The following is a 22232-nucleotide window of genomic DNA, read 5'->3' as shown; positions in this document are numbered from 1 at the left end:
TCTGGTCGCCCCAGTCGATGCTGTCGAGAGGCACTGGAGTCCATCCATTCCATCCGCACTTTGAGACGCCCATGAGCTTCAGCCCGCTGATCCGCCAATTGATCGATGCTTTGCGCATTCTGCCCGGTGTGGGCCAGAAGACTGCGCAGCGCATGGCGCTGCAGATGCTCGAGCGTGATCGCAGTGGCGGACTGCGCCTGGCGCAGGCGCTGACGGCGGCCATGGAGGGCGTTGGACATTGCACGCAATGTCGCACCTTGAGCGAGGAAGCGCTCTGCCCGCAGTGTGCTGATCCGCGCCGCGACGACTCCCTGCTTTGCGTGGTGGAAGGTCCGCTGGATGTATTCGCTGTGGAGCAGACCGGCTATCGCGGCCGCTTCTTCGTCCTCAAGGGGCATCTGTCCCCCCTGGATGGCCTCGGTCCGGAGGCAATCGGTATCCCTGAACTGATGGCGCGTATCGAGGCTGGTCAGTTCGCCGAGGTAATCCTCGCCACGAACCCGACCGTGGAAGGCGAAGCCACCGCCCATTACATCGCCCAATTGCTGGCGTCCAGGACCATCATCGTCTCGCGCATCGCCCATGGCGTGCCGCTGGGCGGCGAGCTGGAGCTGGTGGACGGCGGCACCCTGGCCCACGCATTGGCAGGACGTCGCCCCATCGGGCTTTGAGCGAAGGGCAGCAAGGCTGATACGGCCTTGTCGATGGCAAAAGTCTCGCCTTGAAAACCAAGCAAGCGCTCGGTAAGTTCATTCGATCTTACCGGGGAGTCTTGCCATGTCTGCCTACCAGGAATACTTCGACGAATCCCATCAGTTGGTCCGTGATTCGGTGCGGCGCTTCGTCGAGCGGGAAATCCTGCCTTACATCGCCGAATGGGAGGAGGCCGAAGAGTTTCCCCGCGAGCTTTATCTCAAGGCTGGCGCCGCCGGCATCCTGGGGATCGGTTATCCGGAGCAGTTCGGCGGTAGCCATGAGGGCGACCTGTTCGCCAAGGTCGCTGCCAGCGAAGAGCTCATGCGCAGTGGTTCCGGTGGCCTGGTGGCTGGGCTCGGGTCCCTGGATATCGGGCTGCCGCCGGTTATCAAGTGGGGGCGCAATGAGCTGCGCGAACGTGTCGTGCCGCAGGTGTTGTCCGGCGAGAAAATCATGGCGCTGGCGGTCACCGAGCCGTCTGGCGGTTCGGATGTGGCGAACCTCAAGACCCGAGCTGTGCGTGATGGCGACTTCTATCGCGTGAGCGGTAGCAAGACCTTCATCACCAGCGGTGTGCGCGCGGACTATTACACCGTGGCGGTGCGCACCGGCGGCGAGGGCTTCGGTGGGGTGAGCCTGCTGCTGGTGGAGAAAGGCACGCCGGGTTTCACCCTGGGGCGCAAGCTGAAGAAGATGGGCTGGTGGGCTTCGGATACCGCCGAACTGTTCTTCGATGACTGCAGGGTGCCGGTGGAGAACCTGATCGGCATGGAGAACATGGGCTTCGCTTGCATCATGGCCAACTTTCAGAGCGAGCGCCTGGCGCTGGCCATCATGGCTAACATGACGGCGCAGCTGGCCCTGGAAGAGTCTCTGAACTGGGCGTGCGAACGGGAAGCCTTCGGCAAGCCCATCGGGCGTTTCCAGGTTCAGCGCCACCGGCTGGCGGAAATGGCTACGCAGCTCGAAGTATCTCGCGAGTTCACCTACCGCCAGGCGGCGAAGATGGCCGCGGGCAAGAGCGTGATCAAGGAGATCTCCATGGCGAAGAACTTCGCCACCGACATCGCCGACCGTCTCACCTACGACGCTGTGCAGATCCTCGGCGGCATGGGCTACATGCGTGAAAGCCTGGTAGAGCGCCTATATCGTGACAACCGCATCCTCTCCATTGGTGGCGGCACGCGGGAGATCATGAACGAGATCATCGCCAAGCAGATGAACCTCTGATCCGAGCCGGAACTTCCGAACGGGAGTTCCGGTTTTTCTTGATTGATATATATTACGACCAACATTTAACTCGGCTATGTGATTCAGGAGAAAGCCCGATGAGCGATCTGTCCCGCGAAGAAAAACTGCAAGTCTGGCTGGCGGCTGAGGCCGAAATTCGTGCTCGCTTGAAGCCCGGCACTATGAGCATTGCTGAGGTGGCAATGCTCAATCCCCTGGAGTTCTTCGACGGCATCGGTAGCGGTGAGCTGCCGGCCCCGCCCATTGGCGAGTTGATGGGCTTCGTCCCGATCGAATGGTCGAAGGAGCGTTTTGTCTTCCAGGGTGTACCGCAGATGCAGCACTACAACCCGATCGGGTCGGTGCATGGGGGTTATGCCGCGACGCTGCTGGATTCGTGCATGGGGTGCGCCATCCACGCCAACCTGGAGAAAGGGCAGGGCTACACGACCACCGACCTGCGCATCAGCTACATCCGCGCCCTGACCACCAAGACCGGACCGGTGCGTGCGGAGGGGCGGATCATCCATGTGGGGCGCTCAACGGCTCTGGCCGAGGGGCGTATCTACGATGTGGACGGCAAGCTGTATGCGACCGGGTCCACCACCTGCCTGATTCTTGGGGGCAAGTAGGCACCGCATTGAGAATGGCCGGCTCGCCCGGCCAGATCGCCGCTTGGGTGCTGCTAATCTCATTTGATATCACTGCTCGTGCTCAAGCCGGCATGGTGGTGCCACCATGAGAATTGTCTTTCTGGTCAACCGGGACATCGAGAGCAACTACATCCTCAATCTGCTGTTGCCCGAACTCCATCGGCATACCGTCGGAATTTTCCTTTCCGAGCGGGTTGGCACGAGCTGCGTGGTGCGGGCGCAGATGCTGGGGCAGTTGGCTTTTATCGAGCAGGACCTGTTCAGGGAGCTGGTCTTCCCCCTCATCGAACGGATCAGTCCTGGCAACGGGCGATATGCCGGATTCGATGAGTTGTCGCGGCGCTTCGGTATTCCATTGCAGGTGCTTTTGACCCTGAAGGATCCGGCAGCGCTGCAGCAACTGCTCGACACGCGAGCCGACCTGTTCATCTCGATTCGCTTCGGTCTGATACTCGATGCCCGTGTGCTGGGGATTCCTCCTCGCGGCATCCTGAATCTGCACTCGGGGTTGTTGCCTCAGTACCGGGGCGTGCTCGCTACTTTCCGAGCTTTGCTGAACGGCGACGATGAGATTGGCTGCACGCTCCACTGGATCGATAGTCCGAGCATCGACAAGGGCGATGTTATCGACAGGGCGCGGAGGCCGGTGGTGAAGGATCGATCCTTGTTCTGGCACGTCCTTTCGCTCTACCCCTTGGGAGCGGACTTGATCATGAGTGCCATCCGTCGCCTGGAAAATGGTGAGCCCGTGGTGGGCGAACCTCAGGATGAAACGGCCGGTGCCTACTACTCGTTTCCATCGGAGGACGACCTGAAGCGATTCACGGCACAGGGGTGGCGTCTATTTGATCGGGGAGACATTTGGGAGATTCTCGAACCGTACGGATGCAAGCCGGGTGCGGCCCTGAAGTCGTAAGTTGCCCGGGGCTTGGTCGGGCGACGCCTGAAGTTCGCTTGGGCAAAAAGAAGGGGGCACGCTTGTGGCGTGCCCCCTTTTGCTGTCAGTAACAGACAGCCAACCGTCAAAGAGATGGACGAATTCGCCCGGTAGGGCGGTTCGCCTGGAGGTCGGGCCTCCGGTGTTGCGACCGGCGCCCGCCTTGTGGGTGGGCGCCGGGTGAAGCCATGCCGCGCCCGGAAGCGCGGCGAAGTGTCAGCCGATGGTCATCAGGCTGGCGTTGCCGCCGGCGGCGGCGGTGTTGACGCTGATGGCGCGCTCGATCAGCAGGCGCTCCAGCGGGATCGCGGTCTCGCCCTTGGACAGGCCCTGTACGCCGATGATCGGCCCCTTGCGGGAGGCGACCTGCTGGCACACAGCGCCCAGCTGGTCGGAGTCACCATGGTGCAGGACGGCATCGAAGGCGACGTCGGACTGGTTCCAGTCCGCCACCAGCTGGATGCGCGCCTGGACAGCCTTCGGCAGGGCGCCGCGCAGCTTGCCGGTCAGCTCGCTGGTAGCCCAGAGCGCGCTGCTGCCTACGGCCAGGGTGGCGGCCAGTTGGGTCAGCAGGTCGGCTTCATCGTCAGCCAGGCAGAGCACGGTTTCGCGCGGCAGCAGCACGTAGGTGTTGCGCTCGCCGGTCGGGCCGGGGAGCACGCGACTCAGGCCACTCTGGGACTGCACGGCAAAGCTGTCGCAATGGCTGGCCAGGCTGTCCTTGCCATTCTTGGTCGCCCAGGCCTTGAGGGCTTCCAGCGGCTTGCCCTGGCGTTCCTGCAGGGCGGTGCGCTGCTGGGTGTCGGCAACCATCGAACCGTCCAGGCGCTGGAAGGTGCGGGCAACGCCGTCCACCGGACGGGTGGCCAGCAGGCGGTACATATACAGCGGGCCGCCGGCCTTCGGACCAGTGCCGGACAGGCCTTCGCCACCGAAGGGCTGCACGCCGACCACGGCGCCAACCATGTTGCGGTTGACGTAGAGGTTGCCGGCGTGGGCCTTGTCCACCACCTTGGCGATGGTTTCGTCGATGCGGGTGTGCACACCCAGGGTCAGGCCGTAGCCGGTAGCGTTGATCTGGTCGAGCAGCGCGTCCATGTCCTCGCGCTTGTAGCGCAGCAGGTGCAGGACCGGGCCGAAGATCTCGCGTTCCAGGTCGGCCAGGCTGTCCAGTTCGATCAGGGTCGGCATCACGAAGGTGCCACGCTGCATCACATCACCCTCGGTACGGGCGATCTGGAACACGCTGCGGCCTTTGCTGCGCATGGCCTGGATGTGCTTGTCGATGTTGGCCTTGGCTTCGGCGTCGATCACCGGGCCGATGTCCACGTTCAGGTGCTCGGGGTTGCCGATGCGGCATTCGCCCATGGCGCCCTTGAGCATTTCCACCACGCGGTCAGCCACGTCTTCCTGTACGCACAGGACGCGCAGGGCGGAGCAGCGCTGGCCGGCGCTGTCGAAGGCGGAGGCGATCACATCGGTCACCACCTGCTCGGCGAGGGCGGAGGAGTCGACGATCATCGCGTTCTGGCCGCCGGTTTCGGCGATCAGCGGGATCGGGCGGCCTTGCGCGTCCAGGCGACCTGCGACATTGCGGGCAAGGATGCCGGCCACTTCAGTGGAGCCGGTGAACATCACGCCCTTCACGCGCTCATCACTCACCAGGGCGGCGCCCACGGTGTGGCCGAGGCCCGGCAGCAGCTGCACGACGCCTTCCGGAACGCCGGCCTGGAGCAGGATGCGAACGGCCTGGGCGGCGATCAGCGGAGTCTGCTCGGCGGGCTTGGCCAGCACGGTGTTGCCAGCGGCCAGGGCTGCGGCCACCTGGCCGGCGAAGATCGCCAGGGGGAAGTTCCACGGGCTGATGCACACCACCGGGCCCAGCGGGCGGTGGGTGTCGTTGGCGAAGTCGTGACGGGCCTGGGCGGCGTAGTAGCGCAGGAAGTCCACGGCCTCGCGCACTTCGGCGATGGCGTTGTTGAAGGTCTTGCCGGCTTCGCGGACAAGGATGCCCATCAGCGGCTGCATCTCGGCTTCCATCAGGTCGGCGGCGCGCTCCAGGGCGGCGGCGCGCTCCACTGGCGGGGTGGATTGCCAGATCGGCGCGGCGGTGATGGAGGCCAGTACGGCGTTACCGACGTCAGCGGTAGTCGCGTTCTGTACATGGCCGACCACGTCGCGGTGGTCCGCCGGGTTCAGCACGGGCTCAGCCGCGCCTTCGCTCGCCGGGCAGCCGAGCATCGGCTGGGCGCGCCAGTCGGCATGGCCGGAGCTCAGCAGGGCACTGGACAGGGAAGCCAGGCGGTGTTCGTTGGCCATGTCGATGCCGCTGGAGTTGACGCGGGCATCGCCATACAGGGCTTTGGGCTGCGGGATTCGCGGATGCGGAAGGCCCAGGGAGCCTTCGACGCTGGCCATGGCTTCGGCGCTGGCGACCGGGTCTTCCACCAGTTCCTTGATGGAGATGCTGTGGTCGGCGATGCGGTTGACGAAGCTGGTGTTGGCGCCGTTTTCCAGCAGGCGGCGAACTAGGTAGGCCAGCAGGGTTTCGTGGGTGCCGACCGGTGCGTAGATGCGGCACGGACGGTTTAGCTTGCCGTCGGCCACCTTGCCTACGACCTGCTCGTACAGCGGTTCGCCCATGCCGTGCAGGCACTGGAACTCGTACTGGCCCGGGTAGTAGTTCTGGCCGGCGATCTGGTAGATGGCCGACAGGGTGTGGGCGTTGTGGGTGGCGAACTGCGGGTAGATCGCGTCCGGTACGCCCAGCAGCTTGCGGGCGCAGGCGATGTAGGAAATGTCGGTGTAGACCTTGCGGCTGTAGACCGGGAAGCCTTCCAGGCCGTCAACCTGGGCGCGCTTGATCTCGCTGTCCCAGTAGGCGCCTTTCACCAGGCGGATCATCAGGCGGTGGTTGCTGCGGCGGGCGAGGTCGATCACGTAGTCGATGACGTATGGGCAGCGCTTCTGGTAGGCCTGGATGACGAAGCCAACGCCGTTCCAGCCCTTCAGGGACGGCTCGAAGCAGAGGCGTTCGAGCATGTCGAGGGAGATTTCCAGGCGATCGGCTTCTTCGGCGTCGATGTTCAGGCCGATGTCGTACTGCTTGGCCAGCAGGGTCAGGGACAGCAGGCGCGGGTACAGCTCGCCCATCATGCGCTCGTACTGGGCGCGGCTGTAGCGCGGGTGCAGGGCGGAGAGCTTGATGGAGATGCCCGGGCCTTCATAGATGCCACGGCCGTGGGAGGCCTTGCCGATGGCGTGGATCGCCTGCTCGTACGAGGCGTAGTAGCGCTGGGCGTCTTCCTCGGTCAGCGCGGCTTCGCCGAGCATGTCGTAGGAGTAGCGGAAGCCCTTGGCTTCGAAGCTGGTGGCATTGGCCAGGGCTTCGGCGATGGTTTCACCGGTTACGAACTGCTCGCCCATCAGGCGCATGGCCATGTCCACGCCCTTGCGGATCACGGGTTCGCCGCTCTTGCCGATGATGCGGTTCAGCGAGGACGACAGGCCGGCTTCGTTGTGGGTGGACACCAGCTTGCCGGTGATCAGCAGGCCCCAGGAAGCGGCGTTGACGAACATCGATGGGCTCTGACCCAGGTGCTGCTGCCAGTTGCCGGTGCTGATCTTGTCGCGGATCAGGGCGTCACGGGTGCCCTTGTCCGGGATGCGCAGCAGGGCTTCGGCCAGGCACATCAGCGCCACGCCTTCCTGGGAGGACAGGGAGAACTCCTGCAGCAGGCCCTGGACGATACCGGCACGACCGCCGGCGCTCTTCTGGTTGCGCAGCTTCTCGGCGATGCCGTAGGCCAGCTTGTAGGCGGCGTCGGACATCTCGGCGGGCAGGCGGGCCTGCTCCAGCAGCATGGGTACGGCTTCCTGCTCGGGGCGGCGGTAAGCGGCGGTGATGGCCGCGCGCAGCACGGACTGCGGCAGGATGCTCTCGGCGAATTCGAGGAACGGCTGGTGAGCGGCTTCAGGCAGGGCTTCGAGGGCGTCGTGGTCACCTTCGGCCAGGCGCTGGGCGATGCCCTGGAGTTCCGGCAGGGTCATGCCGCTTTCCAGTGCCTCGAGGTAGCTGAAGATCGCTTGCTTGATCAGCCAATGCGGGGTGCGCTCGATCTTGCGCGCAGCTTCCTTGAGACGATCGCGGGTCGCTTCGTCCAGTTTCACGCCAAGGGTGGTGCTCGTAGCCATTTCTTGTCCTCTTATCAGCCGTGTCCGCACGGCAATAGCGGCGCAAAGAGTAGCGATGTCCTACAAGGGGTGCAACCGGGTGCAACCAAAGGTCGTCGGTCTGGCGGCAATCTCCGGATGAAAGGTCGCCCGGATGGCATGGAAAGGTTGCACCTTGCTCGTGCAGGCGCCCCGATTCATGGACGCCAGGCAAGGTATGGCCGATTGATAGGGGAAGGGTGCAACCCAGGTGCAGCCGGCTTCGGACCCACCTGGAAAGCATAGGCGGCCCCCGCTAGCTGCCGGGGGCGGCGACGAATGGTGCGGGCGTCAGGCCTTGGCGGCCTTTGCAGCGGCGACCTGGGCGAGCAGGGTTTGGCGGGCGCTGTCGAGGATGCGGTCAGACAGTTCTTCGCTGGCTACGCTGCGGGCCAGGGTCAGGGCGCCCACCAGAGTGGAAAGCATGGTCAGGGCCTGATCGGAACTGCCGACCTCCTTCTCTACCAATACCAGCAGGTTGTTCAGCACGCCGTCCGTGATGGGGCTGGCGTTGCCGCGCTGGCCCAGTTCGGCCGCCATGGTGGGCAGCGGGCAACCCTGCTCGGGATGGGCGCGGTGCTGCGGAGAGAGGTAGCGCTCGAAGAAGGTCTCCAGTGGCTGCTCCTTGGCGAAAGCCTTGACCCACTGGGCGTTGGCGTCGTTCGCCGCAGCCTGTAGAGCCTCTTCCACCAGGGCATCCTTGGATTTGAAGTGTGCATAGAAACCGCCGTGGGTCAGGCCCAGGGCCTTCATCAGCGGTTGCAGGCCGGTGGCATCGATGCCGTCGGCACGGAATCGGCGGGACGCTTCGGCGACGATGCGTTTGTGGGTTTCGGCTTTGTGGTCTTCGGGGTAGCGCATATCGGTCGCCTCGTTCGCAAGATTGATATGGCGATTGTAATTCACATCCCTTGTTACGTGAGCGGGAATCGACCACGGCGCCGAAGGGGCCGTGGCCGTCCGGTCAGGCGCGTTCCAGCAGGGTGGCCACGCCCTGGCCACCGCCAATGCACTGGGTGGCGATGGCGTAACGGCCGCCGGTGCGTTTGAGCAGGCTGGCGGCCTTGCCGGTGATGCGCGCGCCGGTAGCACCCAATGGATGACCGATGGCCATGCCGCCGCCATCCAGGTTCACCTTCGCCGGATCGAGATCCAGCTCGCGGATGCAGGCCAGGGCCTGGCTGGCGAAGGCTTCGTTGATCTCGAACAGGTCGATGTCATTGACTTGCAGGCCGGCGCGTTGCAGCAGCTTGCGGGTGGCGTAGAGCGGCCCCATACCCATGATTTCTGGCGGGCAGCCGACCACGGCCACGGACTTGATCCGGGCCAGGATGTCCAGCTCCCAGCGCTTGGCGAAGTCTTCGGTGCAAACGAACACCGCGGCGGCGCCATCGGTCAGAGGGGAGGCGGTGCCCGCGGTGACGCTGCCGCCGAAGGCCGGCTTCAGCTGTGCCAGGGCTTGCGCATTGGTGTCGGGGCGGATGCAGCCATCCTCGCTCACCTGGCCTTCCGGGGTGTCCACGGCAATGATTTCGTCCCGCAGCAGTCCCTGCGCCCGCGCCTCGGTGGCCTTGCGGTGGGATTCCACAGCCATGGTTTCCTGGTCGGCGCGGGAAATGTCATAGCGCCCGGCGACTACTTCGGCGGTGTGTCCCATGGCCATGTAGGCCTGCGGATAGCCGTTCACCAGCTTCGGATTGGGGGAAATATTGAAGCCGCCCATGGGCACGCGGGTCATGGATTCCACGCCGCCGCAGATGAAGGCTTCGCCCGCGCCCAGCTGGATCTGACCGGCCGCGAAGTGGATGGCGCTCATGGAGGAGCCGCAGAAGCGGTTTACCGTGGCACCGGCGACGGTTTCCGGAAGGCCGGCGAGGAACCCGGTGATGCGCGCCAGGTTCATGCCTTGCTCGGCTTCCGGGTAGGCGCAACCGAGGATCAGGTCTTCGATCTGCCGGGGATCGATATCCAGGCGATTCACCAGCCCCTTCACTACCTGGGCGGCGAGGTCATCCGGGCGGAGGTTGATCAGGCCGCCTTTCTTGGCGAAGTGAAAGGGCGAGCGGGCGTAACCGGCGATAACGATGGATTGCATGGAGGGCTCCTTGGCGTAGGGGGTTGGCCTCGATGTTTTGAATGATATGCGTAATTCAATTGTCCGTACATGATGGTCGTCATACAAAATCGCTATAAGCCTTTTGGGTCAGCTTGCAGTCCGGAATTGTTCGGCTTTTGCAGGAGTGAGGATGCGCAGGAGCTACACGTGCAGATATAGCCCCCGCGAAGGCCGGGGCTCTTTTCAGGCCAATGACAGGGCCAGGTCGGCCAACACACGGGTGAGGATTGCTCGGAAACCGATCAGGGCGTTTTGCATTGTTCTTCTCCTGGTGGTTTGTATCGCTTCGATGCTGTCTCGCGGGGTGCTGCCACAGCAGCCTAGTCGAGTCGAGCGGGTTCTGCTGCGGGGCGGGGCCCCGTCGATGTCTGGGCGAAGTGATTCACTAGATCGCTCAATCGTCCCCAGTGCTCCAGGGCCCGGCCCCTTGAGTCGCCCTGGTTAAGCCGATATCTTGAGTCGCCTAATCATTAGTCTGCTACCAAGCCCTTTCCCCGCAGACGACCCGGATCCCTGATGAGCTCCCAAAGCCCCCTGTCGCAACGCGTGGACCAGCCGCTGAAAGGCATCGTTCTGGTTTGCCTGGCTACTTTCCTGTTCTCCAGCCACGACGCGATTTCCAAGTACCTCTCGGCCTTCTATCCCATCGTGATGGTGGTCTGGGTGCGTTACCTGGTGCACACCTTGCTGATGGCGGGCTTCCTGCTGCCGCGTGAGGGCACGCGGGTGCTGCGCACCAAGCGGCCGTTGCTGCAGGTGGCGCGGGCGCTTTGCCTGATCGGGGTGAGCCTGCTGTTCACCACGGGCCTGCGGCATATCCCGCTGGCCGAGGCGACCTCAGTGATCTTCCTGGCACCGCTGCTGGTCACCACGCTTTCGGTGCCTCTGCTGAAAGAGCGGGTGTCCCGTGGGCAGTGGGGAGCGGTGCTGGTGGGCTTTGCCGGGGTGCTGCTGGTTGTAAGGCCGGGGAGCGCGTTGTTCACCCCGGCAATTCTCTATCCCTTGGCTGCTGCGGTCTGCTTCGCCTTCTACCAGTTGCTGACCCGCATCCTGGCCCGGACCGACAGCTCAGCCACCAGCAACTTCATCACCGGCCTGACCAACACGCTGATCATGAGCGCCCTGGTGCCGTTCTTCTGGCACCTGCCGGATACCCTCGGCCACAGCCTGCTGATGCTGGCGCTGGGCACCTGCGGCATGGGCGGGCACATGCTGTTGACCCAGGCATTCCGCCACGCCTCTCCGCCACTGCTGGCGCCTTTCGGCTACGGGCAGATCGTTTTCGCCGGTCTGCTCGGGCTGCTGCTGTTCAACCATGCGCCGGACCAGATCGGCCTGCTCGGCATCGCCATCATCGTCGGCAGCGGCCTGTTCATGGCATACGCGCAAAAGCGCTAGGCGCTCTCCACCTGGCGCGAGTCCACGTAGTCCTTCAGCCACCTGAGCACCTGCACCGGCTCCCAGCGGGCCGGGTCGAACAGGGCATAGGCCTGGCCCTGATAGCCCACCACATCCAGCTGGCGGTGATAGCCGGCGCGCTGGAACAGGGCCTCGATCTCGGCCAGGCAGGTATTGAAATGCAGGCGGCCGAAGGGGGTCTTGCCATCGGTCACCAAGCCTTCCAGGCGTAGTTCTTCCACCGCTTCGCGGACCTCTTCCGGAGCCATGCGGCTGACGGTGTACTTCAACTGGCGCACATCCAGCATCTGGGCGTCCTCGGGTGGATTCAGTGCAGCTGCCGATTGGCGAGCAGGGGCTGCACCTGGCCACGGGGCGGGAAGGGCAGCGGCAGCTGATAGGGCAGGGGGATGTTCGACGGAACAGGTTGTTCGGGTATCGGCAAGTGGATCGGGGCTGATACAGGCATAGGACTTTTCCTGAATTACTGTATATTTATACAGATATCAGTTGCCGCGGTCTGATGGCAACCAAACCAAAGGAAAAATCTGTTGTCAGTCATTTCCCCCTGACGCAGTACCCCGGGAACAAGAAGCCTGATGATTCGCTCTATCCTGCTGTTTTGCCTGCTGTTTTCCGCCGCTACCGAAGCCGCCGCACCACGCACGTTCAATGAAGCGAAGAAGGTCGCCTGGAAGCTCTATGCCACGCACCCAGTGGAGTTCTATTGCGGCTGCCGCTATCAGGGCAACCGGGTGGACCTGAAGAGCTGTGGTTATGTGCCGAGGAAGGCGCCGCAACGAGCCAAGCGCATCGAGTGGGAGCACATCGTGCCGGCCTGGGTGATCGGCCATCAGCGCCAGTGCTGGCAGAAAGGGGGGCGCAAGAACTGCGCAGAGAACGACGCCACCTATCAGCGCGCCGAGGCGGATCTGCACAACCTGGTGCCGAGCATCGGCGAGGTGAATGGCGACCGCAGCAACTACAGCTTTGCCTGGCTTCCGCAGAAGCCCAGCCAGTACGGCGCCTGTCCCATGGTCGTGGACTTCAAGGCGCGCAAGGCGATGCCCCGCCAGCAGATTCGCGGAATGATCGCGCGCACCTATTTCTACATGAGCGATCGTTATGGCCTGAAAATCTCCAGCCAGGACCGCAAGCTCTACAACGCCTGGAACCGCCAGTACCCGGTGGAAGCCTGGGAGCGCAATCGCAACCAGCGTGTTGCCTGCGTGATGGGCTACGGCAATCCGTTCGTGGGCAAGGTGGATATGGGGGGTTGCCAGCGATAGTGCCAACAGCTTTCGCGAATGAATTCGCTTGTATGGCCTGGGGTGAAACCTGTCGGGAGCGGAGCCTTGTAGGGTGGGCTTCAGCCCACGCTGAGATGGTGGGCTGAAGCCCACCCTACGGGGAATCGATAGCCCACCAACTTGGCAGTAAACGCTGCACCTCCGGCCGCGCGAAGCGGTCGTCGATCAGGTGCACGACGCCTCGATCTTCGGTGGTGCGGATGACCCGGCCGGCGGCCTGCACCACTTTCTGCATCCCGGGATAGAGGTAGGTGTAGTCGTAACCGGCGCCGAACAGCGCGCCCATGCGCACCTTCAGTTGCTCGTTCACCGCATTCAACTGCGGCAGGCCGAGAGTGGCGACGAAGGCACCGATAAGGCGCTCCCCGGGCAGGTCTATACCTTCGCCAAAGGCGCCGCCGAGCACGGCGAAACCGATTCCCCGGCCACCGGCCTCGAAGCGCTGGATGAAGGCTTGGCGCTCGGCTTCGTCCATCTGTCGTCCCTGTAACCAGATGGGCACTTGCGGATGTTCGCGGGTGAAGCGCTCCGCTGCCTGCTGCAAGTAGTCGTAACTGCTGAAGAAGGCCAGGTAGTTGCCGGGGCGTTCCGCGAACTGCCGGGCCATCAGTTCGGCGATGGGGCCGAGCGAGGCGCCGCGGTGCTGATAGCGCGTGGATACATTGGCCGCGACCCGTACCTGGAGCTGATCGGCGTGAAAGGGCGAGTCCACTTCCAGCCAGGGCGTGTTGTTCGCCAGGCCCAGCAGGTCGCTGTAGTAACGGCTCGGGCTGAGGGTGGCGGAGAACAGCACGGTGGAGCGGCTGGCGGCGAAGCGCGGGGCGAGGAAGGGGGCCGGCACCAGGTTGCGCAGGCACAGGCGCGACAGGCTGCTGCCCGTCTTGCCGGTTCGTTTGCTTATGTCGAACAGTGAATGCCTGTCGAACTGCTCGGCCATGCGACCAAACTGCATGGCCTCGAAGTAGAAGTCCTGCAGTGCTGCGTCCATGGCGGTGGGGTTGTCGGTGAGGTAGTCGGTGATAGCCACGACCGCGCCCTGCAATGCGTTCAATAGCTTCGGCGGCAGTTCGTCGTAGGCGCGGTAGTCCTCGACCTGCTCTTTGTTCAGCTCGCTCCAGGCGCGACTGACCCGCTCCAGAGGCTTCTTCAGCACGCTCGGCGCAGCCTTGCGCAGGGCCTTGAGGCTGAGTTGGTCGAGTTCGGCCGAGTACATGCGACGGGCCCGTTCCACCAGGTTGTGGGCTTCGTCCACCAGCACCGCCACGCGCCACTGGTTGGCGCTGGTCAGGCCGTGGAGCAGGGCGCTGGCGTCGAAGTAGTAGTTGTAGTCGCCCACCACCACGTCGCTCCAGCGTGCCATTTCCTGGGCCAGGTAATACGGGCAGACCTGATGGGCGAGGGCCACGTCGCGAATGGCTTCGCGGTCCAGCCAGCGGCGTTCCGCTGCCTCCTTGCGGGCGTCTGGCAGGCGTTCGTAGAAGCCCCTGGCCAGCGGGCAGGACTCACCGTGACAGGCGTTTTCCGGGTGCTCGCAGGCCTTGTCGCGGGCTACCAGTTCCAGCACCCGCAGCGGCTCAGCCCTGGTTTGCGCCAGAGCATCCAGGGCCAATTGCCGACCGGGCGTTTTCGCGGCGAGGAAGAAGACCTTGTCCAGCCCTTGGCGCGGCACGGCCTTGAGCAGGGGGAACAGCGTGCCCAGGGTCTTGCCGATGCCGGTGGGCGCCTGGGTCATCAGGCAGCAGCCGGTGCTGACGGCCTTGTACACCGCTTCGGCAAGCTGGCGCTGGCCGTGGCGGAACTGCGCGTGGGGGAAGCCGAGGGCTTCGAGGGCGGCATTGCGTGCACCCGCGTGGGCGAGTTGCTGCTCGGCCCAGGCGATGAAGCGCAGGCACTGGTCTTCGAAGAATCGGCGCAAGTCTTCTGCGCGATGACGATCGGTGAGCAGAGTTTCCTTCTGGCTGCCGATGTCGAAATACACCAGCGCCAATTCGATCTCCGACAGCTCCTTCTGCTGACAGAGCAGCCAGCCATAGATTTTTACCTGGGCCCAGTGGAGCTGTCGGTGGTTGTCCGGCATGCGCTGGAGGTCGCCACGGTAGGTCTTCACCTCTTCCAGGCGGTTCAGTGCCGGGTCATAGCCGTCGGCACGGCCGCGCACCCGCAGCGCCCCGTACTCGCCGCTCAGTGCGACTTCGGTCTGGTAGCCCTCGCCACGACGAGCGGCTACCAGGGCATGGCCGGCGATGCCTTCCTGTGCGGTGGGGGCCGGGGTGAAGCGCAGGTCGAGGTCGCCGCCCTTGGCGGTGAACTCGCAGAGCGCGCGCACGGCGACGCTGTAGTTCATGGTCAGGCGTCCGCCCACTGCACGTAGCAGACTTCCACGGGAATCCCGTGCTGGGCGCAGAACTCCAGCCAGCGCAGTTGGTTGTCCTGCAGGCGGTCGCCGGGGCCCTTCACTTCGATCAGTCGATAGCGCCGTTCTTCCGGCCAGAACTGGATCAGGTCCGGCAGGCCGGCGCGATTGGACTTGATGTCCGCGAGGATGCGCTGGAAGCAGGCTTTCAGCTGTGCCGCCGGCAGGCAGGTCAGGGCCTGCTCAAGCAGGTTTTCGTCCAGGTTGCCCCAATAGACGAAGGGCGACAGCAGCCCCTGTTTGGCGACGTAGGTCCGTCGGATACTGGCCTGGTAGGCGTCGCCATCCAGTTGCGCCAGGCAGGCGTCGAACAGCTCGGCGCGGCGTGCATGGAAGTCGGGGTTGAGCAGGTCCGCCGGGCCATTGTGGAACGGATGGAAGAAGGCACCGGGCAGCGCAGCGAAGATGGCGTCCCAGCAGAGCAGGCCGAACAGCGAATTGAGCAGGGTGTTCTCCACGTAGTGCACAGGCGCGTCGTCTTCGTGGAAATGCAGCAGCACAGCGTGCTCCACCGACAGCGGCTCCGGCGGCTGCGGCAGTACCAGGTCGATGCGCTGCACGGGGACCTTGGTGGTTGGCGACTCTTTGGGCAGGCCCAGCTTGCGTCGCAGGCGCGGCAGGATGCGGCTGAGGTGCTGTTCTTCCTCTTCACTCTCGGGCTCTGCGCAGGCGTGCTGTGCCAGGTCGAAGGCCTCTGCATTGGCGTCCAGTCGCTCCAGAACGCGGATGCGCCGTACCCGTGCGCCCGGGTAGTCGCACAGACCGTACAAACCCAGGGCGGCCTCCAGCAATTCGCTGCGTTCGCAGTGCTGGCCGACCTGGAACAGCAACTTGCGCCGACGCGCATCCAGCCAGGGATTCGCGTGGGTTTCCAGGGGCAGTTCGGGGAGCAATTGGTCCAGCGCTTCGCCGGCTTCGAAGCGTTCCCGCCAGCGGTGCAGTTGCAGGTAGTAGTCCAGGTCGGCGCGCTCGCGGAAGCCCCGTGCCGAGGCGTCGATCTCCACTTTTTCGTACTGGTAGATGCCGAGGTCGGCGAGGACGAATTCGGACCAGTCCTGGTAAAGGTTGCCGAAGAACATCAGGCGCAGGCGGTCGCAGACATCCATCTGGCCGAGGGCGTACACGCAGTCGCTGTTGGCCGGGTACCAGGCGGCGAAGGCACGGGGTTCGCCGTGTTCGCTCTTCAGGGCCTCCAGACGCTCCGCCTTGCGTCCCGGTGCCTTACCGAAGCAGGCGTCTACTTCGCCCAGGGTGAGCAGGCCGAAGAGCTGTGGCAGTTCGAGTTCCGGCGCGTCCTCCACCCAACCCAGCGCCACCAGCGGTGCTGCCGCAGCTCGGGTTTCACCGATTTCGGCGTAGTTCAGCTTGCTGGCGCGAAACAGCGTGCCCTTGCGCATCACCATGCGTACCAGCAGCGCCTGGGACGCGCGGGGCAGGGTGCGGAAATCCTCGATGAATGCCTGCTCCTCGGCATCCAGCAGGTCGCTGTAGCGTTGGCAAATCCAGTCCAGCAGGGTGTGGAAATTGTTCAGGTAGTAGAAGGGATCTTCGAGGGCGGCGGGCATGGGAGGAGGGTGGTTTGGGCTTTTACTGTGGATTTATACAGATATCAGGCGCGGCCGGGCAGCGGCAAACGGATTTCGATCAATGGGTCATGCAGCCGCGATCTGCATCTGGTCACGCAGCCAGTCCAGCGCCGGGTCGCCAAGGGTGCGTTGGTGCCAGACCAGGTCGAATGTGATCCCCGGAAGCTCGAACGGTGGCGGCACCACGGCCAGATGGGCCGTGTCGATCCGGCGCAGGACGCGACTGGCAACGGTGAGGATGAGGTCGGTGCCGGCGATCAGTTGCGGAGCCACGCTCCAGTGGGGCAGGCGTACGGCAATGCGGCGCCGTTCGCGAATGCGGGTCAGTGCGCGCTCGATCTCGGCGGCGCCACCGCCGCTCATCTCCACCAGCACATGGGGGCGCGCCAGGTAGCTGGCGAGGTCTAGTCCCTCCGCGGGCAGGCTATTGCGGTCCACCAGGCAGGCGAAGCCTTCCTCGAACAGGCTGGCGTTGCGCAGGTTATCGGGCAGTTCCGGGAAAACTCCGGCGGCCAGGTCGATCTCGCCGTTCTGCAGTTGTTCCAGCATGGTCTCGCGGCTGCCCTGGCTGATTTCCAGGTCGATACCTGGCGCCTGCTCGCGCAGGGCGCGGGTCAGGGCCGGCAGCAGGCTGGCAGCGCCATAATCGGACATGGCCAGGCGGAAGCTGCGCTGGGCGGTACCGGGATCGAAGCCCTGGGGAGCCAGCAGCGCCTGGACCCTTCCCAGGACGTCCGCCAGTGGACGCTGCAGTTCCAGGGCGCGCGGAGTGGGTGTCAGGCCGCCGCCAATGCGCACCAGCAAGGGGTCGTTCAGTAGGTCACGCAAGCGTCCCAGGGCGTGGCTGACAGCCGGTTGGCTGAGGTGGAGGCGCTCGGCGGCACGGGTGACGTGCTGTTCTGCCAGCAGGGCGTCGAGAATGACCAGCAGGTTCAGGTCGATGCGGCGAAGTTCATTCATTTGCTGCATGTTCTGTAGATGAAAACAGAATTTAAATCTGTTCGATGGATTACTTAGAGTCCAGGGAAAGTTTCCTGGAGTAGCTGTCATGCCATCGATCCAATCACTTCTTCTGCTGTTGCTGGCCCTGGGCGCCGGCGCCGTGGTGCCGCTTCAGGCCGGCGCCAATGCGCTGTTAGGACGGGGTCTGGGGCATCCGCTCTGGGCGACGCTGGTCTCCTTGCTGGTGAGCATCGCCGTATTGCTGCCGCTGCTGCTGGCACTGCGCGTGCCGATGCCGACGTTCGCCTTTGCCGCCAAGGCGCCGATCTGGGTGTGGAGCGGCGGCATTTATGGTGTCTGCTTCATTTCCCTGGCGTTGATCCTCGCGCCCAAGCTGGGGGTGAGCGGTTTCGTCGCCGCAGCGGTGGCAGGGCAGATGCTGGCGTCCCTGGCCCTGGATCACTTCGGCCTGATGGGGCTGACGGAGCGGCCACTGAATCCGGGCAAAGCGCTGGGTGCGCTGTTGCTGGTGGCGGGCGTGGTCGTGTTGCAGGCCTTCAGCACCGAGGCGGCACCGGTGGTGCAGCGCACCGGGGCCTAGTTGAGAAAACCAGTCGAGCCAGCTGCTTCCAGGCGCACGCTGGGCCATCAAATATGTCGTGCCTGACGCTAAAAAACCTATATTCGAAGCCTTGTACCGCGCGGGGCCTGGCGTTTTCCGTGCGTGCAGCTTTTTCCTAGCCAGCGACTACAAAAATCATAATTTCGCGAATCCCTGCCTCTGAACAGAATGCGGCCAACCCCAACAAATAGCCGCATCAGCAGAACAACAAAGATCAGAGTCAGAGGAGGCAAGCCATGACCGACCTGAACCAAGCCGCCTTTCAAAAGCACACGGGCGTGACGGTTGAACAAATGGAAATAGATACGCTTGTTGTCGGTGCCGGTCAGGCCGGCGTGGCCATAAGCGAACACCTGAGCAAGCTCGGAGTGCCCCACCTGGTTCTCGAGCGCAATCGCATTGCCGAAGCCTGGCGCACCGGGCGCTGGGATTCACTGGTCGCCAATGGCCCGGCATGGCACGACCGCTTCCCCGGTCTGGAATTCGAAGGCCTCGACCCTGACGCCTTCGCCCCGAAGGAGCAGGTTGCGGCGTATTTCGAGGCTTATGCCAAGAAGTTCGATGCCCCCATTCGCACCGGGGTGGAAGTGAAGAGTGTGGTGCGTAATGCCGATCGCCCGGGATTCACCATCGAAACGTCCGAGGGCGTGATCCAGGCTCGTCGTGTCGTATCTGCGACCGGTCCCTTCCAGCGTCCAGTCATTCCACCGATCGCGCCCAAGAATGATCGGCTCCTGCAGATTCACTCCGCCCAGTACCGCAACCCTGAGCAGATGCCTGAGGGCGCCATTCTGGTGGTCGGCGCGGGTTCGTCGGGGGTGCAGATCGCGGATGAACTGATGCGCTCCGGCCGGAAGGTGTATCTGTCGGTCGGGCCGCATGATCGTCCCCCGCGCGCCTATCGCAACCGTGATTTCTGCTGGTGGTTGGGCGTTCTTGGCGAGTGGGATGCCGAGGCTGCCAGGCCGGGCAAGGAGCACGTCACCATCGCGGTGAGCGGTGCCCGTGGTGGCAAGACTGTCGATTTCCGCGAACTGGCCCAGCAGGGCATGACGCTGGTCGGCCTGACGAAATCCTTTAATGATGGTGTGGTGACCTTCCAGACCGATCTTGCGGACAACCTCGCTCGCGGCGATGAGAACTACCTGTCGCTGCTCGATGCCGCGGATGTCTACATCGCTCGCAATGGTCTCGACCTTCCGGAAGAACCCGAAGCTCGCAGGACCTTCCCGGAACCGGAATGCGTATCCAATCCGATTCTCGAACTCGACCTGGCCGAGGCTGGCGTCACCTCGATCATCTGGGCCACCGGCTACTCGGTCGACTTCAGCTGGCTGCAGGTCAACGCCTTCGACGCGAATGGCAAGCCGAAGCATCAACGTGGCGTATCCAGCGAGCCTGGCGTGTATTTCCTCGGGCTGCCCTGGTTGTCGCGTCGCGGCTCCACCTTCATCTGGGGCGTTTGGCACGACGCCAAGCACATCGCCGACCACATCGCCACACAGCGCAAGTACCTCGACTATCGCGACGCTGCGCAGCGCCAGGCTGAGGACTGATCGAAAGATCAGTCCCGCACGCGCGCTCCGATTCGCACGTTTAACACACTATTCAAAGGAAGCCAGTAGATGCCTACCCATACCCGCATCCGCATGTTCAACACCAAAGACACCTACCCGAACCAGACGCTGAACAACGACCTGTGCCAGGCCGTGCGCGCCGGCAATACCGTCTACGTTCGCGGCCAGGTCGGTACCGATTTCGAGGGGCGCCTGGTGGGCCTTGGCGATCCGCAGGCCCAGACCGAGCAGGCGATGAAAAACGTCAAGCAACTGCTGGAAGAGGCGGGCAGTGACCTGTCCCACATCGTCAAGACCACCACCTACCTGATCGATCCGCGCTATCGCGAACCCGTCTACCAGGAAGTCGGCAAGTGGCTGAAGGGCGTGTTCCCCATCTCCACCGGGCTGGTGGTGTCGGCCCTGGGTCAGCCCCAGTGGCTGATGGAGATCGACGTCATCGCGGTGATCCCGGACGACTGGCAGCCGGCGCAGGTATAAGGAGCAGGATCATGACGTTCTCCATCATCGGTCGCTGCCCTGAAACCGGGCAGCTCGGCATCGCCATCAGTTCTTCCAGCATTGCCGTTGGTGCCCGTTGCCCTTGGGTACGGGCCGGGGTCGGAGCGGTCGCGACCCAGAACGTCACCCTCCCGGCCCTGGGGCCGCAGATCCTCGACCTGCTCGACTCGCAGCAACTGGAACCAGCGGCTGCTCTGGATCGGGCGCTCAGCACCAACGGTTGGAGCCAGTACCGGCAGGTGACCGTGATCGACGCTCAGGGCCGAACTGCGCTGTTCAGCGGCAGCGAGGCGCTGGGGGTGCACAACGCAGTGGCCGGCGAGCAGTGCGTCGCTGCCGGGAACCTGCTGTCCGGCACTCAGGTGATCGAGGCCATGGTGCAAGCCTTTGAAGCAACGCCGGGTGTGCTGGCCGATCGCTTGCTGGCGGCCATGCATGCGGCGATGGCGGCCGGTGGTGAAGCCGGTCCCGTGCATTCGGCGGCGCTGAAGGTGGTGGGGGATCTCACCTGGCCGATCATCGACCTTCGCGTGGACTGGGCGGACGAAAATCCTATCGGCCAGCTGGATGCCCTCTGGCAGGCATATCGGCCGCAGATGCAGGACTACCTGACCCGGGCGCTGAATCCTACAGCCGCGCCCAGCTATGGGGTGCCGGGCGATGAGTGAGTTGTCCAGTCGCGATCTGCTCGAGCGGCTGGTCGGCTTTGCCACGGTCAGTCGTGACTCCAACCTTGAGCTGATCGCGTTCATCCGGGACTACCTGACCGGGTTGGGGGTGGAGTGCGAACTCTTTCATAACCCGGAACGCACCAAGGCCAACCTGTTCGCCACCATCGGTCCTCGCGACCGGGGTGGCGTCGTGCTTTCCGGTCATACGGACGTGGTGCCGGTGGATGGGCAGGCCTGGACGGTGGAGCCCTTCCGACTGACGGAGAGGGAAGGGCGGCTTTACGGGCGCGGTACGGCGGACATGAAGGGCTTTATCGCATCAGTCCTGGCTGCGGTGCCGGTGTTCCTGGAGAGGCCGCTGAAACTGCCGGTTCATCTGGCCTTCTCCTATGACGAGGAGGTGGGTTGCCTCGGCGTGCGCTCGATGCTGGCGGAACTGGAACGGCGCCCCCACAAGCCACGACTGTGCCTGATCGGCGAGCCTACGGAACTGAAGCCCGTGCTGGGCCACAAGGGCAAACTGGCGATGCGCTGCCAGGTCCAGGGTGCCGCCTGTCATTCCGCCTATGCGCCCTATGGCGTCAATGCCATCGAGTACGCGGCGCGGCTGATCGGCAAGCTGGGGGATATCGGTGCGGCGCTGGCGCGGCCCGAGCGTCATGACGAGCGTTTCGACCCTCCGTTCTCGACAGTCCAGACCGGGACCATCAAGGGCGGGCGTGCCCTGAACATCGTGCCAGCGGAGTGCGAGTTCGATTTCGAGGTGCGTGCACTGCCGGACTTCGATGCCCAGCAGGTGGTGGATGAACTGCAAGCCTACGCGGAGGCCGAATTGGCGCCGCGAATGCGCGCGGTGCAGCCGGAAACGGGTATCAGCCTGAAGCCGCTGAGTGCCTATCCAGGGCTGGCCACTTCGCCGGACAGCGAGGCGGCGCGGCTGCTGGCGCTGCTCAGTGGGTCGACGGAGTTCGGCACGGTGGCCTTCGGTACCGAGGGGGGATTGTTCGAACAAGCGGGTATTCCCACTGTCGTATGTGGTCCGGGAAGCATGGATCAGGGGCACAAGCCAGACGAATTCATCAGCTGCGAACAACTGGCCGGATGCGATGCGATGCTGCGCCGCCTGGCGCTTCATCTGCAGGATGAAGGCGGTTTGGCGTAGACTGCCGACCCTCTGGAATGGGGCAGGATGCGCGATTGACGGGCGTCTACCCCATTGCTACCATTCCAGCCCTTATGTTGGCTCGATTCCTCCGTCCGGAGGTTGAAAATGCCAATGTCAACACCGAGATTCGCGTCGCTTTTCGCATTCGTGGGAGGTGGCGCAACCGAGGTGGCGCAGGATACCAGCTTCGATCCTCGTCGCTT

19 protein-coding genes are annotated in these 22232 nt (G+C 64.0%); 11 read left to right on the top strand and 8 right to left on the bottom strand.

Annotation, left to right across the window (positions count from 1 at the left end):
• Positions 1–71 precede the first annotated feature (71 nt).
• The 4 genes from recR (at position 72) to E8F06_RS03020 (ending at position 3495) form a co-directional block, all read left to right on the top strand.
• On the top strand, positions 72–671 hold the full coding sequence (gene recR / locus E8F06_RS03035; protein ID WP_280364060.1) for a recombination mediator RecR: 600 nt from the start codon (positions 72–74) through the stop codon (positions 669–671).
• Positions 672–777: 106 nt separating this feature from the next.
• Positions 778–1926, top strand: a complete 1149-nt coding sequence (locus E8F06_RS03030) for an acyl-CoA dehydrogenase family protein (RefSeq protein ID WP_280364059.1) — start codon at positions 778–780, stop codon at positions 1924–1926.
• 98 nt (positions 1927–2024) lie between these two features.
• Entirely contained in the window at positions 2025–2558 is a 534-nt protein-coding gene (locus E8F06_RS03025; RefSeq protein ID WP_280364057.1) for a PaaI family thioesterase, read from the top strand.
• A 106-nt stretch (positions 2559–2664) separates the two neighbouring features.
• Entirely contained in the window at positions 2665–3495 is an 831-nt protein-coding gene (locus tag E8F06_RS03020) for a formyl transferase (RefSeq protein ID WP_280364055.1), read from the top strand.
• Between the two features lie 237 nt (positions 3496–3732).
• Here E8F06_RS03020 and putA read toward each other — a convergent pair whose 3' ends face one another.
• The 3 genes from putA to E8F06_RS03005 form a co-directional block, all read right to left on the bottom strand.
• Positions 3733–7710: a trifunctional transcriptional regulator/proline dehydrogenase/L-glutamate gamma-semialdehyde dehydrogenase gene (gene putA / locus E8F06_RS03015; RefSeq protein WP_280364052.1), complete on the bottom strand. Its 3978-nt coding sequence runs from the start codon at positions 7708–7710 to the stop codon at positions 3733–3735.
• Between the two features lie 309 nt (positions 7711–8019).
• A complete protein-coding gene (locus E8F06_RS03010) occupies positions 8020–8589 on the bottom strand; it encodes a TetR/AcrR family transcriptional regulator (protein ID WP_280364050.1) in 570 nt (189 codons plus the stop codon).
• A 103-nt stretch (positions 8590–8692) separates the two neighbouring features.
• Complete coding sequence (locus E8F06_RS03005) at positions 8693–9823, bottom strand: thiolase family protein (RefSeq protein WP_280364048.1); 1131 nt, start codon at positions 9821–9823, stop codon at positions 8693–8695.
• Positions 9824–10360: 537 nt separating this feature from the next.
• On the opposite strand from E8F06_RS03005, the gene E8F06_RS03000 reads away from it, so the two are divergent.
• Positions 10361–11242 (top strand): DMT family transporter, encoded by an 882-nt coding sequence (locus E8F06_RS03000; protein WP_280364046.1) that lies wholly within the window; start codon positions 10361–10363, stop codon positions 11240–11242.
• Here the strand turns inward: E8F06_RS03000 and E8F06_RS02995 are convergent.
• Positions 11239–11550, bottom strand: a complete 312-nt coding sequence (locus tag E8F06_RS02995) for a transcriptional regulator (protein WP_151135230.1) — start codon at positions 11548–11550, stop codon at positions 11239–11241. The two genes, E8F06_RS03000 and E8F06_RS02995, sit on opposite strands and share 4 nt — an antisense overlap.
• 20 nt (positions 11551–11570) lie before the next feature.
• Complete coding sequence (locus E8F06_RS02990) at positions 11571–11711, bottom strand: hypothetical protein (protein ID WP_280364043.1); 141 nt, start codon at positions 11709–11711, stop codon at positions 11571–11573.
• Between the two features lie 127 nt (positions 11712–11838).
• Here E8F06_RS02990 and E8F06_RS02985 point away from each other — a divergent pair, with 127 nt between their 5' ends.
• Positions 11839–12531, top strand: a complete 693-nt coding sequence (locus tag E8F06_RS02985; protein ID WP_280364178.1) for an endonuclease I family protein — start codon at positions 11839–11841, stop codon at positions 12529–12531.
• A 115-nt stretch (positions 12532–12646) separates the two neighbouring features.
• Here the strand turns inward: E8F06_RS02985 and E8F06_RS02980 are convergent, their stop codons facing one another.
• The 3 genes from E8F06_RS02980 to E8F06_RS02970 form a co-directional block, all read right to left on the bottom strand.
• Positions 12647–14896, bottom strand: a complete 2250-nt coding sequence (locus E8F06_RS02980) for an ATP-dependent DNA helicase (protein ID WP_280364042.1) — start codon at positions 14894–14896, stop codon at positions 12647–12649.
• A gap of 2 nt (positions 14897–14898) precedes the next feature.
• The gene (locus E8F06_RS02975) at positions 14899–16530 is read right to left on the bottom strand and encodes a VRR-NUC domain-containing protein (RefSeq protein WP_280364039.1); all 1632 of its coding nucleotides are present in this window, start codon (positions 16528–16530) and stop codon (positions 14899–14901) included.
• A gap of 87 nt (positions 16531–16617) precedes the next feature.
• Complete coding sequence (locus E8F06_RS02970) at positions 16618–17520, bottom strand: LysR family transcriptional regulator (protein WP_280364037.1); 903 nt, start codon at positions 17518–17520, stop codon at positions 16618–16620.
• Between the two features lie 79 nt (positions 17521–17599).
• Here E8F06_RS02970 and E8F06_RS02965 point away from each other — a divergent pair, with 79 nt between their 5' ends.
• The 5 genes from E8F06_RS02965 (at position 17600) to argE (ending at position 22026) form a co-directional block, all read left to right on the top strand.
• Complete coding sequence (locus E8F06_RS02965) at positions 17600–18094, top strand: DMT family transporter (RefSeq protein ID WP_280364035.1); 495 nt, start codon at positions 17600–17602, stop codon at positions 18092–18094.
• Positions 18095–18351: 257 nt separating this feature from the next.
• Entirely contained in the window at positions 18352–19671 is a 1320-nt protein-coding gene (locus E8F06_RS02960) for an NAD(P)/FAD-dependent oxidoreductase (protein WP_280364033.1), read from the top strand.
• A gap of 69 nt (positions 19672–19740) precedes the next feature.
• Complete coding sequence (locus E8F06_RS02955; RefSeq protein WP_280364031.1) at positions 19741–20172, top strand: RidA family protein; 432 nt, start codon at positions 19741–19743, stop codon at positions 20170–20172.
• 11 nt (positions 20173–20183) lie between these two features.
• A complete protein-coding gene (locus tag E8F06_RS02950; RefSeq protein ID WP_280364029.1) occupies positions 20184–20861 on the top strand; it encodes a DUF1028 domain-containing protein in 678 nt (225 codons plus the stop codon).
• A complete protein-coding gene (gene argE / locus E8F06_RS02945) occupies positions 20854–22026 on the top strand; it encodes an acetylornithine deacetylase (protein ID WP_280364027.1) in 1173 nt (390 codons plus the stop codon). Before E8F06_RS02950 ends, argE begins: the two co-directional genes overlap by 8 nt.
• Positions 22027–22232: the final 206 nt, after the last annotated feature.

Source organism: Pseudomonas sp. BN411 (genome assembly GCF_029871235.1).
Taxonomy (GTDB): domain Bacteria; phylum Pseudomonadota; class Gammaproteobacteria; order Pseudomonadales; family Pseudomonadaceae; genus Metapseudomonas.
This window is presented reverse-complemented; position numbering and strand designations above follow the sequence as displayed.